Source organism: Microbulbifer sp. S227A, assembly GCF_049800935.1.
On sequence record NZ_JBNAFZ010000001.1, the window covers coordinates 436693 to 449474 of the forward strand.

Here is a 12782-nt window from a genome sequence, read left to right on the forward strand (position 1 = left end):
TAAGACCACCGTTACGGTCCCGTAACATGGCCTTCATCATTTCGTCCTAGCGTCAAGACAAGCTGTAGACACAGCATCTTGTATGAGACCGGAGCGATGCCAATCATCCGACTGAACGCGAGGGACGAGGAATGCGAGCTGCACGGCTCGCCGCAATCCCCCGCCCGCGTTCTGAACCGGCTGGCCGACGGGCCCGGGCCGGTTATCGTGATGATCCACGGGTTCAGCTATGAACCCGGCCGCCACAGCCATTGCCCACACCGCCACATCCTCAGCCTCGACCCGGAGCCGCTGCCCTGGATCGCGCCAAGCTGGCCGCGCGGGCTGGGGCTCGGCGAAGACGCCACCGACGCCGGCCTGGGGCTGGCCCTGGGATGGTTCGCGCGCGGGTCGATCTGGGGGGCGCGGCGTCGCGCCGCCGGTGCGGGCCGGGCGCTGGCCAGAACGCTAAGGCTGATCAGGAAACGCGCGCCGCATCGGCGGGTGCATATCGTGGCACATTCCATGGGGATCGAGGTCGCCGCCGAGGCGCTGCACCACCTGCCGCGAGGCGCGGTGGATCGCATCATCTCGATGACCGGGGCCTGCTACCAGTCCCGGATACGTGACGCGCTGCAGACCGAGGCCGGGCGCACGGCCAGTTTCATCAACATAACCAGCCGCGAGAACGACATTTTCGATTGCCTCTACGAGCGCCTGATCGCCCCGCCCCGGCGATCCGACCGGACCCTGGGTCAGGGGCTGGATGCCGACAACGCGGTGACATTACAGCTGGATTGCCCCGACACGCTGGCGCATCTCGCTTGCCTGGGGGCCCGGATCGCGCCACCGTCGCGACGCATCTGTCACTGGTCAAGCTACATGCGGCCGGGAATTCTCAATTTCTATGGCGCTCTCATGCGTCGCCCCGGCATCCTGACGCTCGACCGGCTGCGCGCGGGGCTGCCGGCGCGCCCGGCGCGGCGCTGGTCACGGATATGTCCCCGCCCCGGATTGCCGCAACCCGTGATGTTCACACAGACGCCAACCTGACCGCGCCCGATACGGTCAGGCGCGGACGTCCGGGTCGGACTTGTCATCCGGATCGATCATGTATTTCTGCAAGGCGAGGATCTGCCACCACAAAAAGCCGAAAAGTGCCGCCGGAAAGGCAAAGGTCTCGATCTTGACCCAGGCCGCATCCGACATGTTGCGCCAGACCAGTTCGTTGCCGATCGCCAGCACGATGAACACCAGGAACAAGCGACGGGTCAGGATCATCCAGCCCTCGTCGCGCATCGGCATCAGCTCGCCCATCACGTAGGCGAGATAGGATTTACCCTGCAACAGCCCGATGCCCAGCAGGGTGGAAAAGCAGAGATAGACGATGGTGGTCTTCATCTTGAAGAACTTTTCATCGTTGAACCACGCGGTCAGGCCGCCGAAAAAGATCACCATGATGGCGGTGAAAACCTGCATCCGGCTGAGATGTCCGGTCAGCCGCCACAGGATCGCCATCGACACCAGCAGGATCGGCACGAACACCACCGCCGCGACGATAAAACCGGAATACTCGGTCCCGTTGAAGGTAAAGACATCGTCCTGAATGCGCAGGTAGAGCAGGAAAAAGGCGATGGTCGGCCCCAGTTCCAGCACCTGCTTGAGGACCATGTTGATCTCTTTTGGTTTCTGTTCGGCCATATCCGCTCCTATCCGCCCATCTCAACTATTACCGCGCCCAGGGCAATCAAGCCCATGAGCGTGATCCGCCGCGGTCCCACCGTTTCCTTCAGCACCAGCCAGCCGATCAGCGCCGCGAAGACGGTCGAGGTTTCGCGCAGCACCGCCGCCTCGCCCACCTTGTCCAGCCGCGTCGCCATCATGATCCCGCCAAAGCTGGCAAAGGCGACAAGCCCGCCCGCCACGCCGCGCACAAGCAAGGGCGGCAGCGCCGGACGGTCCACCATCGCGCGCCAGCGCATCGCCGCGTAAACCGGCATCACCAGACCGTCGATCATGAAAAACCACGCCAGAAAGGTGAAGGGATCGGCCGCCGAGCGAATGCCAAAGGCGTCATAGGTGGTATATAGCGCCACAAAGAGCCCCGTCATCACCGCCAGTGCCAGCGCCAGGTTCAGGGTCTCCCGCTGGCTGTCCAGATAGCGCAGGTTATAGGCCGCGAGCCCGAATATCCCCGCGAGCAGCACCGCCACTCCCGCCCATTGACCGGCCGTGAATACTTCGCCAAACAGCAGGTAGGCCCCGATCACCGCAAACAGCGACCCGGTGCCGCGCACCACCGGGTAGACCACCGTATAGGACCCCTTGGTATAGGCCAGCGCCTGCAAGACTTTGTAGATCACGTGGATCAGCCAGGCCCCGGCGAAAATCGGCCACATATGCGGCTCGGGCCAGGGCACCACGAACAGCGCAAAGGGCGCCGCCATCAGACCATATGAGGCGTCGATGGCCCCGCGCGACAACCACGGGTCATGCCGCCCCTTTTGCAAGGCTCCGAACACCGCGTGCAGGAACGCCGCCGCGACCGCCAGCCACAGGGCAAGCGTGTGCCCCGCGGCGGTGCCCTCAAGCGAAAGCAGCCAGTCACTCATGACAGACGGGTCCCGACCGGGCCGTTGCAGACCGCCATTGCAGCACGGTCACGCCGGGCTGTCCGAACCGGTCAGGGCGGCGGCAAACTCCTCGGGATCGAAGGGCGCGAGATCGTCGATCTGTTCTCCCACCCCGATGGCGTGGATCGGCAGCCCGAACTTGTCGGCCAGCGCCACCAGCACGCCCCCCTTGGCGGTGCCGTCCAGCTTGGTCATGACCAGCCCCGACACATCGGAAATCTTGCGGAAGGTCTCGACCTGGCTCAGCGCGTTCTGCCCGGTGGTCGCATCCAGCACCAACAGGGTGTTATGCGGCGCATCCGGGTCTTTCTTGCGGATGACGCGGATGATCTTGGCCAGCTCTTCCATCAGGTCGGCGCGATTCTGCAACCGCCCGGCAGTGTCGATCATCAACAGGTCGGCCCCGTCCTCCTGCGCCTTGGTCATCGCGTCAAACGCCAGGCTGGCCGGATCGGTGCCCTCGGGCGCGGTCAAGACCGGCACACCCGCGCGTTCACCCCAGACCTGCAACTGTTCAACGGCAGCCGCGCGAAACGTATCCCCGGCGGCGATCACCACCGATTTGCCCGCCGCCTTGAACTGGCTCGCCAGCTTGCCGATGGTGGTTGTCTTGCCCGACCCGTTCACCCCGACCACCAGGACCACTTGCGGGCGCTTGGGATAGATTGGCAGCGGCCTTGCCACGGGGTCCATGATCCGGGCGATCTCGCTGGCCAGCAACGCCTTGATCTCGTCAGTCGAGAGCTTTTTGCCAAACCGTCCTTCGGCCATGTTGGCGGTAACGCGCAGCGCCGTGTCCACGCCCATGTCGGCGGTGATCAACAGCTCTTCCAACTGTTCGAGCATGTCGTCGTCCAGCGTCCGGCGCACCACGGTACCGGGTGCCGACCGCCCCAACAGGCGCCCCAGCAACCCGGGCGATTGGGATTGTGGTTTCGCTGCAGGCTGCGGCTCATGCCGCGGCGCGGGATCGGGAACTGGCAGCACAGGCCGCGGTTCCGGTTCGGTCTCGGGTTCGATCTCGGGTTCGATCTCGGGCACACTCTGGGGCACGCTCTCGGGATCCGGGGCCGCAACCGGCGGTGCGGGCACAACCGGATCGGCCTCTGCCGACCGCTCCGGCGCGGCAGGGGCGGGTTGAGCAACCGGTTCGGGCGTTTGCACGACCTCTTCCACCTCGCCGCCATCCTCGACGATCGCATCAAGCCCCTCTTCGAGTTTCGAAGAGGATTTGAACAGCTTGTCCTTGAGCTTCTTGAAAAACGCCATGCCGGTCTCCACGCGGGTCGTTCCCCCACCTAATCGGGTTTGCCCCGGTTTGAAAGGGTGTCCACGCGCCCGCGCCGCGCCTGCGGGCCAGGAAAGCCGAATTGAACGCAGCCATGGCAACCATCGCCGGGCATATCCGGCGACCGGCGCGCGTAAATTGACAGCCCCGGCAACGCGCGCGATGCTGAGCGCAACCGACCGCGAGCCCCCAACCGGAACCAAGAGCACCGATCCCAGTCATGTTGCGCTATGCCCTGGCCAGCCTCGGCCCGATCGTCATTCTGGTCGCGGCCTGTTTCCGGGGCGGGGCTTGGTCCTTTGCGGCGTTGCTCTGTGTGAGTGGTTTCGTGATGCTGATGGATCGCCTGCCTGTCGCGCCCCTGCCCAGCCGCCAGGATGCGCGCGCCGAGCGGATGGGGCTGGCCCTGAATGTCGCGCTTTCGGTGCTGCATCTGCCGCTGCTGATGCTGGGGGTCTGGTCCATTGCCGCCGGTCCCGAGACCGGTTTTGCGGCGCGGGCGATGCTGGGGCTGGCCCTGGGTCTGTATTTCGGGCAGGTCGGCAACTCGAACGCGCATGAATTGCTCCACCGGCCCGAGACCTGGCCGCGCCGGCTGGGCAAGATGGTGTTCATCGCCCTGCTGTTCGGCCATCACGGTTCGGCGCATCCCAAGGTGCATCACGTGCATGTCGCCACCGGAGACGATCCAAACTCGGCACCTGCGGGACAGGGATTTTACGCGTTCTGGCCCCGCGCGTGGATCGGCTCATTCCGCGCGGGCTGGGCCGCGGAGAACGCCGCCCGTGCCCGCAAGGTTCCGCCGCCGCGCGCGATCAGCCACCCCTATGTCGCCTATTGCGGCGGCGGGATGCTGATGCTGATCGCCGCCTATGGGCTCGCGGGGCCGCGCGGGATCGCGGCCTTGCTCATCCTGGCCGGCTATGCCCAGATGCAGTTGCTGTTGGCCGACTATGTGCAACATTACGGGTTGCGCCGCGCCACTCGGCCCGATGGCCGCCGGGAACCCGCCGGACCCCAGCATTCGTGGAATGCGCCGCATTGGTATTCCGGCGCGATGATGCTGAACGCGCCGCGCCACTCGGACCATCACCAGCGCCCCGCGCGGCCGTTCGCCGCGCTCGACCTTGATAGCGACACCATGCCGATATTACCGCGCTCGATGCCGCTGATGGCGACCCTCGCCATGGTCCCCCGCCTGTGGCGGCGGGTGATGGACCCGCACCTTGCCCGCTGGCACCCGGCAGACCCCGTGGAATGACGCGCGGCATTCTGGCAAGGTCGCCCCATGATGCGACGCGCCCTGATTCCCCTGTGCCTGCTAGCCGCGCCCACCCTGGCGCAGGAGCCCATGACCGCCGAGGCCTTTGACGCTTATACCCGCGGCAAGACGCTGTATTACGGCTATGACGGCAAGGCCTACGGGGTTGAACGCTATCTGGATGACCGCCGGGTGATCTGGTCCTTTCTCGACGGCAAATGCCAGGAAGGTGTGTGGTATCAACAGGACGAGCAGATCTGCTTTGTCTACGAAGACCACCTTGACGTGCAATGCTGGGCCTTTTCGCTGGGTCCGCGCGGGCTTGTGGCACGGTTCGAGAACAGCCCGGACGAAACCGAACTCTACGAGGCACAGGAAAACGACGCCGAGATGCTGTGCTACGGGCCGGAAGTCGGCGTCTGAGCCCCGGCCACCGGCAGAGCCGGCTAAAACAGGCTGCCCTGCTCGGGCTTCTTTGATGTCCGGGCGGTTTTTCGCGATGGGGCATTGGCCACGACCAGCCTCCCGTCGGCAAACTGGATCTCGAGCGAGGCCAACCGCGCCGCGTCCTCGCGCGACGTGATCACGCGCTCCTCGTCGCGCACCACCGCATAACCACGCCGCAGCGTGGCTTCGTATCCCAAGGTCGCCAGCAGCCGGTCCATCCCCTCGACCTTGCTGCGCAGGCGGGCGGTGCCGGTGGTCGCGGCGATTGCCAGCCGGTTGCCCAGCACCCGGTAGCTGGCGGCTTTCTGATCCAGCCGCGTCGCCAGCTGTGTCGGGCGCAGCCGCGACGACAGTCCGGACAAGGCTTCGGCCCGGCGGCGAATCGCCCGATCCTGTGCCTGCGGCAAAAGCCGCGCCCTGGCGTCGAGATCCTGACGGTGATTGCGCAGCATCCTTTGCAACGCCGAGGGGCGCAGGCTGCCTGACAGGTCGGCAAGCCGGATGCGCCGCGCCTGAACCGACCGGATCAGCGCCGAATCAAGCCGGTCGCCCACCTGGTCCAACCGCTGGCGCGGCGAGTCGAGCAGCCCATCGGGCCGGGGCAGCGCACGCGCCAGGTCGGCAAGCCGCTGACGCCGCCGCGTGATGCCGTGGCTGATGGCGCGGCTGAGCCGTGCCCCCTGCCCGTCCATATGGGCCATCAGGTCAAGCCGCACCGGCACCGCCAGTTCCGCCGCCGCGGTGGGCGTTGGCGCCCGCTGGTCCGACACGAAATCGATCAGGGTGGTGTCGGTTTCATGTCCGACCGCCGAGATCAGCGGGATATCCGATGCCGCCGCCGCACGGGCGACGATTTCCTCGTTAAAGCCCCACAGGTCCTCGACCGAGCCACCACCGCGCGCCACGATGAGCAGATCGGGCCGCGGCAACGCCCCGCCCGGGGTCAGCCGGTTGAACCCGGCGATGGCCCGCGCCACCTCGGGCGCACAGGCCGCGCCCTGGACCGCCACCGGCCAGATCAGAACCTTGCGCGGGAAACGGTCGCGCAGCCGGTGCAGGATGTCGCGAATCACCGCCCCCGAAGGCGATGTCACAACCCCGATGATCCCCGGCAGGTATGGCAGGGGTCGCTTGCGCGCCGGATCGAACAGGCCCTCGGCGGCAAGCTGTTTCTTGCGTTTCTCAAGCAGCGCCATCAACGCGCCCTGCCCGGCAACAGCCACCTCGTCGACATTCATGTTGTATTTCGACTGTCCGCCAAAGGCGGTCATGCGGCCGGTGACAACCACTTCCAGCCCCTCTTCGGGGACCACGGACAAACCGGAAATCTGTCCTTTCCACGTGGTACAGGCCAGCACCGAGCGGTCATCCTTGACATCGAAATAGAGATGCCCCGAGCGCGCCTTGAACACGCGCCCGACCTCGCCCTTGACGCGGATACGCCCGAACTCTCCCTCGAGCGTGCGTTTGACCGCACCCGAGAGTTCCGTCACCGAATATTCCGGCAGGTTCTGACCCGGCATCGGGTCGTCGATCAGATCGCTCATGAGGGTGCCTTGTTTCGCCTGTGCGCGCAGCTTAGAACGCGAGCGCAACAAGGCCAAGCAGATCGGAGCGCATTTTCATGAACATCCTCATTCTCGGCAGCGGCGGGCGCGAACACAGCCTGGCCTGGGCGGTGATGCAGAACCCGAAATGCGACAAGCTGATCGTGGCGCCGGGCAATGCCGGCATCGCCCGCATCGCCGCCTGCGCGGCGCTGGATATCGAGGATGGCGGCGCGGTGGTGACCTTTTGCGAAGAAAACGCCATCGATTTCGTGATCATCGGCCCAGAAGCCCCGCTCGCCGCCGGTGTGGCCGACCGGTTGCGCGAAGGCGGTTTCCTGGTCTTCGGCCCCTCGGCTGCGGCGGCCCGGCTCGAAGCCTCCAAGAGCTTTACCAAGGAGATTTGCGACGCCGCCGGCGCGCCGACCGCGGCCTATGGCCACTTCACCGATGCCGAGGCCGCCCGGGCGCATGTGCGGGCCCAGGGTGCCCCGATCGTGGTCAAGGCGGACGGGCTGGCCGCCGGCAAGGGCGTGATCGTCGCGATGACCGAAGCCGAGGCACTGGACGCCATCGACGACATGTTCGGCGGGGCCTTTGGCGGGGCCGGGGCAGAGGTGGTGATCGAAGAGTTCATGGAAGGCGAAGAAGCCTCCTTCTTCGTGCTTTGCGACGGCGAGACCGTGCTGCCGGTCGGCACCGCCCAGGATCACAAACGCGTCGGCGAAGGCGATACCGGCCCCAATACCGGCGGCATGGGGGCCTATTCCCCTGCCCCGGTCATGACCGACGCGATCATCGAAAAAGCCCTGAACCAGATCGTGCGCCCCACCATGGCGGAAATGGCCCGCCGCGATATGCCCTACCAGGGGGTGCTTTATGTCGGGCTGATGATCAAGGACGGCCAGCCGCGCCTGGTCGAGTACAACGTGCGGTTCGGCGACCCCGAATGCCAGGTCCTGATGATGCGGCTCGGCGCGCAGGCGATGGACCTGATGCATGCCGCCGCCGACGGCCGGCTGGACAAGACACAGGTCCACTGGGCTGACGATCACGCGATGACGGTTGTCATGGCGGCACAGGGCTATCCCGGCGGCTACCAGAAGGGCGACGTGATCGGCGGGCTGGACGGCCTGCCGGAAACCAGCGCGCAGATGTGCTTTCACGCGGGCACGTCACGCAATGACGGACAGTTCACCGCCACCGGCGGGCGGGTTCTGAACGTCACGGCACGGGGCAAGAGCCTGGCCGAAGCCCGGCAGCGCGCCTATGAGATGGCGGATGCGATCGACTGGCCCGGGGGGTTCTATCGGCGCGACATCGGCTGGCGGGCGCTCTAAGGTTTCGCGCGAAACCTGCATCATCCAACGCGGCCTGAAATACGAAATTTCAACGCGTTAGATGACTGCCGATGTCTCGGGCAATACCCGATATGCTGTCGGGAACGGGCCGGCTATCCATTTTCCGGTATGTCCGGGGTCTGAACGATCAACATGGTCACCGGCTCACCCCCCTCGGCCGAGGACTCATGCCCCTCGCCGGTGGTATCCGCCATCCAGAACAACGCGCCCGCACGAAAATCGCGCACCTCGCCCGAGCCGGCCCGCACCCGGAAACACCCGGACAGGATGGCGGCAATCTGGCAATGGGGCGACCGGTGACGGATGCCGCGCCAGCCGGCCGGCAGGGTCAGAAAGACAAAGCCGGTCGCAGTCATGGCATCGGAAATCATCAATGGCGCAGCGGGCGGTACGAAATCCCGGAACGGCAGCACTGCCTCGCGGTCGACAAATCGCGAGATCCCGTCCGCATCTTCCACAAGCAATGCGTATTTCATCGCCCCGACCTCCCTGTTCCACAGGCTTGGCCAGCGCGCCGGTTTTGTCAATCGCTTAGGGGGCGGCCGGGCGGTGTCAACATCCGCAGGAACTCATCCCGGCCTGCCCGGCGCGGCGAATGGACCCTGTCCACGGGCGGGCGGGTCGACGCCGCGCCCGGTTCGCAATCCGCAATCAGATCTGTTTTTCGGGCATCTGCACGATCAGCCCGTCCAGCGCATCGGTGACCTTGATCTGGCAGGTCAGGCGCGACCGGGCGGGATCGGGTTCATAGGCAAAATCGAGCATGTCCTCTTCCATGTCGTCCTTGGCCGGAACCTTTTCGACCCAGGCCGGGTCCACATAGACATGACATGTCGAACAGGCACAGGCCCCGCCGCAATCGGCCTCGATGCCCGGGATGTTGTTGTCGCGCGCGCCTTCCATCACGGTCAGCCCGTTGGCGACCTCGACGACGTGCTGTTTTCCGCCATGCTCGATATAGGTGATCTTTGCCATGTCTTCCGGCTCCCCTGCCTGTCACGATTGCCTCTTTAGTCAAGCATCCTGAAGCATGCCAGCCGATTCTGCCTCAGGCGAGACGCCGAAACAGCCGAAACCGGCAGATTCCCGCATTTGCCCGCTCGTGCCCCAAGGATGCTCCGGTGATGCCGACCCGCGCCATGGCTGACCGCCAAATTGACCACTTTCCCTGCCGGAACCGGGCTTTTCCCGCTTTTGCCGCCCCTTTGTAATTTGCTATTCTGCCGCCGGAGAGAGCAAAGGGAAGATATTGCATGGCACCTCAGAGCCTGCCCGAAATCGGATTCCTGTCGGATGTGTCGGCTGGGCTAAAGGACATGCTGGCCGAACAGGCCACGGAAATCACCCTAGTGGCGGGGGAAACGCTGTTTGAACAGGGCGATGAGGGCGATGCGCTTTATGCGATCATCAAAGGGGCGGTGGAATTCAGCGTGCTTGCGATGGATGGTCGCAAACTGACGCTGGAAATGATGCGGCGTGGGGAAATGTTCGGTGAAATCACCATGTTCGATCCCGGTGCCCGTACCGCCACAGCCACCGCGGTCGAAGACTCGCTGCTGTGGCGGGTGCGCCATGCGGACGTGCTCAGGCAAATCCGCAAACAACCGGAACTTGCGGTCGACATGATCCACCTTGCCGGCCAGCGCATGCGCTGGATGGGCCGCCAACTCAACGAGCAGGTGTTCCTGCCCCTGCCCACACGGCTGGCCCGCAAGATCCTGCATCTCGCCCCCGAGGCGACGGTGACCCCGTGCAAGCTCGACCTGTCACAGGCCGAACTGGCCGAGTTCGTCGGAGCCACCCGCGAGGCGGTGTCCAAGATCCTGTCGATATGGAAACGCGACGGAATCATCCAGGGCGCGCGCGGCGGCCTGGTGATCCAGGATTGGGAAGGCCTGTCACGGCTGGCCGAACCCGACCAGATCTGATCCTGTCACGCGGCAGCGCCGCTCCGATAATTTTTCCGACTCCGGCACTTTTTTGCGCCGCTATGTGTGCTGGTTCACATACGTCCCGGCGATTCACCGGCATAACGGATGCATGAGAAGTGCAACGCCTCTGGCAACGTTAAAGATTTCAAGTGTAACGCCTCTGGCAAAATTAATGATTTGAGAAGAAAGGAGCTACCATGACACATCGTCCTATTTCGCTCCGAAATCGTTCCTGTTCCCTGGTCCCAAGACATCGTGTTTCCCCCTTGGGGCTTGTAATCAGTTTCCTTGTTTCCCTCGATAAACAGTTCAATCGCATTCAGAACCGTTTGCATTCTCCGGGCAGGTGGCCCTAGCCACCTGTCCCCCAGTTTCCAGGGCCGGCCATTTTCCCTGTGTGCTCCTCCCCTGCTGGCCCCCGGAAAAAGAGCCATGCGTTTTCACGCATGGCTCTTTGCCGTTGCAGGACAGGATCGCGACCCCGGCCGCGACGGTGTCACTCTTCGATATTGAGCGCGACAAAGCGCGGATCGCCGCCACGCCGCACCAGCAGCAGAAGCGATTTGCGACCGGCCTCTTTTGCCGCCGTGATCTGCTCTTGCATCTGTTTGATCGAGGTTACCTTCTGCTGGCCGACCTCGGTGATCAGATCCCCGGCGCGCAGCCCTTTTTCAAAAGCCTCCGAGGTTTCGTCGATATCCATCACCACCAGGCCGCCCAGACCTTCGTCGATCCCCAGCTCTTCGCGCAGCTGCGGCGTCAGCACGGTGATGGTCATGCCCAGAACGTCCTCTTCCTTGATCTCGGCATCGGGCTTGCTGGCCGCGGCCGGTACCGCGCCTTCCGCTTCTTCGCGGCGGCCCAGCGTCACCAGAACCGTCTTGGTCGCGCCATCGCGATACACCACCACACGCACCGCCTTGCCGACGGCGGTATTGCCCACCTTGCGCACAAGGCTGCGGGTATCCGTGACCTCGGTGCCGTCGAAATTGACGATCACATCACCCGACAGCAATCCTGCGTCCTTGGCAGGGCCATCCGGCACATCGGTGATCAACGCCCCCGCGACCACTTCCAGCCCCATCGCCTCGGCGATTTCCTCGGTCACGTCCTGGATGCGCACACCCAGCCAGCCGCGCCGGGTTTCCCCGAATTCCTTCAGCTGGTCGACCACGCGATTCACCACGTTGGAGGCCATGGAAAAGCCGATGCCGATCGAGCCGCCATTGGGTGACAGAATCGCGGTGTTCACGCCGATCACCTCGCCATCCATGTTGAACAGCGGCCCGCCCGAGTTGCCCCGGTTGATCGCCGCGTCGGTCTGGATGTAATCGTCATAGGTGCCTGACAAGGCCCGGTTGCGCGCCGAAACGATGCCGGCGGATACCGAGAACCCCTGCCCCAGCGGGTTGCCCATCGCCATGACCCAATCCCCGACCAGCGCGTTGTCGCTGTCGCCAAAGCTGACAAAGGCCAGCGGTTCATCCGATTCGACCTTGAGCAGCGCGATGTCGGTATTCGGGTCGGTTCCGACCACCTTGGCGGGCAATTCATCCCCCGAGAAGAATTCGATCAGGATCTCGTCCGCGCCGTCGATCACGTGGTTGTTTGTCACCACATAGCCATCTTCGGAAATCACGAAGCCCGACCCCAATGCCGACGAGCGGCGCGGGCGCTGTTCGCCGTTGTTGTTGCGATCCTGGAATTCACGGAAGAAATCTTCGAAAGGCGAGCCTTCGGGCACGATGCCCTGTGGCCCGGTGCGCCCTTCGACCACCGTTGAGGTGGTGATGTTGACCACCGAGGGGCTGATCTTCTGGGCCAGCGGGGCAAGGCTTTCCGGCTTGGCCTGTGCCGCGAGCGCCTGCACCAGAAGGAAGCTCAGCGCCAGGAAACCCATCCATAGCAGCCGTATCCGCGCCCGGTGGGTGTGATCGTCCGCCGCTGAAATCGCAATCGCCTGTGGCCTCACTGTGCCATCTCCTCTGTGTTCTTCATTATTCCGGGACCGGCTAAAATGCCGTGCCGATCCTGCCTTCGCTGGACAATGTAGGAGCTTTGCGGGGCACCGCCAATGGTAATGCCCATATTCATGCAGATTTGAACGCCGGTATCCGCGCCGATCACCGAAATTTCACACCACGCCCAGCCATTGCGCGCCCCACAACAGGATCAAGCCGCTGACGATGGCCAGCGCGCCAAGCTGGCGGCGCGCAGATATCGGCAGGCTGCGCAGCATCTCGAGCATCTGCTCGATAAACGAAGGGGCCAGCACCCAGGCCAGCCCCTCGACAATCAGTACCAGCCCGAGGGCCAGAAGGATCATACCCATCGG

At 64.5% G+C, this 12782-nt stretch carries 13 protein-coding genes; 5 read left to right on the top strand and 8 right to left on the bottom strand.

Annotated features, from left to right (window positions below):
* Positions 1-96: 96 nt before the first annotated feature.
* Positions 97-1032 carry an alpha/beta hydrolase gene (locus ACP15R_RS02100; protein ID WP_424984712.1) on the top strand — a complete coding sequence of 312 codons (936 nt, stop codon included), beginning with the start codon at positions 97-99 and terminating at the stop codon, positions 1030-1032.
* 15 nt (positions 1033-1047) lie between these two features.
* On the opposite strand, the gene ACP15R_RS02105 is transcribed toward ACP15R_RS02100, so the two are convergent.
* Genes ACP15R_RS02105 through ftsY form a run of 3 tightly spaced genes read right to left on the bottom strand, consistent with a single transcriptional unit; the run spans position 1048 to position 3881 of the window.
* A complete protein-coding gene (locus tag ACP15R_RS02105; protein ID WP_424984713.1) occupies positions 1048-1680 on the bottom strand; it encodes an inner membrane-spanning protein YciB in 633 nt (210 codons plus the stop codon).
* 8 nt (positions 1681-1688) lie between these two features.
* Positions 1689-2591, bottom strand: coding sequence for an EamA family transporter (locus ACP15R_RS02110; protein ID WP_424984714.1), 903 nt, complete (start codon positions 2589-2591; stop codon positions 1689-1691).
* Positions 2592-2639: 48 nt separating this feature from the next.
* Positions 2640-3881 (bottom strand): signal recognition particle-docking protein FtsY, encoded by a 1242-nt coding sequence (gene ftsY, locus ACP15R_RS02115; RefSeq protein WP_424984715.1) that lies wholly within the window; start codon positions 3879-3881, stop codon positions 2640-2642.
* Between the two features lie 239 nt (positions 3882-4120).
* On the opposite strand from ftsY, the gene ACP15R_RS02120 reads away from it, so the two are divergent.
* Together ACP15R_RS02120 and ACP15R_RS02125 are read left to right on the top strand one after the other, a co-directional pair.
* On the top strand, positions 4121-5161 hold the full coding sequence (locus ACP15R_RS02120; RefSeq protein WP_424984716.1) for an alkane 1-monooxygenase: 1041 nt from the start codon (positions 4121-4123) through the stop codon (positions 5159-5161).
* Positions 5162-5188: 27 nt separating this feature from the next.
* Positions 5189-5584 carry a hypothetical protein gene (locus ACP15R_RS02125; protein ID WP_424984717.1) on the top strand — a complete coding sequence of 132 codons (396 nt, stop codon included), beginning with the start codon at positions 5189-5191 and terminating at the stop codon, positions 5582-5584.
* A 23-nt stretch (positions 5585-5607) separates the two neighbouring features.
* Here ACP15R_RS02125 and xseA read toward each other — a convergent pair whose 3' ends face one another.
* A complete protein-coding gene (gene xseA, locus ACP15R_RS02130; RefSeq protein ID WP_424984718.1) occupies positions 5608-7155 on the bottom strand; it encodes an exodeoxyribonuclease VII large subunit in 1548 nt (515 codons plus the stop codon).
* A 77-nt stretch (positions 7156-7232) separates the two neighbouring features.
* On the opposite strand from xseA, the gene purD reads away from it, so the two are divergent.
* Entirely contained in the window at positions 7233-8495 is a 1263-nt protein-coding gene (gene purD, locus ACP15R_RS02135; protein WP_424984719.1) for a phosphoribosylamine--glycine ligase, read from the top strand.
* 113 nt (positions 8496-8608) lie between these two features.
* Here the strand turns inward: purD and ACP15R_RS02140 are convergent, their stop codons facing one another.
* Positions 8609-8992: a hypothetical protein gene (locus ACP15R_RS02140; RefSeq protein ID WP_424984720.1), complete on the bottom strand. Its 384-nt coding sequence runs from the start codon at positions 8990-8992 to the stop codon at positions 8609-8611.
* A gap of 175 nt (positions 8993-9167) precedes the next feature.
* A complete protein-coding gene (locus tag ACP15R_RS02145) occupies positions 9168-9491 on the bottom strand; it encodes a 2Fe-2S iron-sulfur cluster-binding protein (protein ID WP_424984721.1) in 324 nt (107 codons plus the stop codon).
* Between the two features lie 278 nt (positions 9492-9769).
* Between ACP15R_RS02145 and ACP15R_RS02150 the strand changes: the two genes are divergently transcribed.
* Positions 9770-10444, top strand: a complete 675-nt coding sequence (locus ACP15R_RS02150; RefSeq protein ID WP_424984722.1) for a Crp/Fnr family transcriptional regulator — start codon at positions 9770-9772, stop codon at positions 10442-10444.
* Between the two features lie 499 nt (positions 10445-10943).
* On the opposite strand, the gene ACP15R_RS02155 is transcribed toward ACP15R_RS02150, so the two are convergent.
* The gene (locus tag ACP15R_RS02155; RefSeq protein WP_424984723.1) at positions 10944-12419 is read right to left on the bottom strand and encodes a Do family serine endopeptidase; all 1476 of its coding nucleotides are present in this window, start codon (positions 12417-12419) and stop codon (positions 10944-10946) included.
* A gap of 162 nt (positions 12420-12581) precedes the next feature.
* Positions 12582-12779 carry a DUF2065 domain-containing protein gene (locus ACP15R_RS02160; protein WP_424984724.1) on the bottom strand — a complete coding sequence of 66 codons (198 nt, stop codon included), beginning with the start codon at positions 12777-12779 and terminating at the stop codon, positions 12582-12584.
* Positions 12780-12782: the final 3 nt, after the last annotated feature.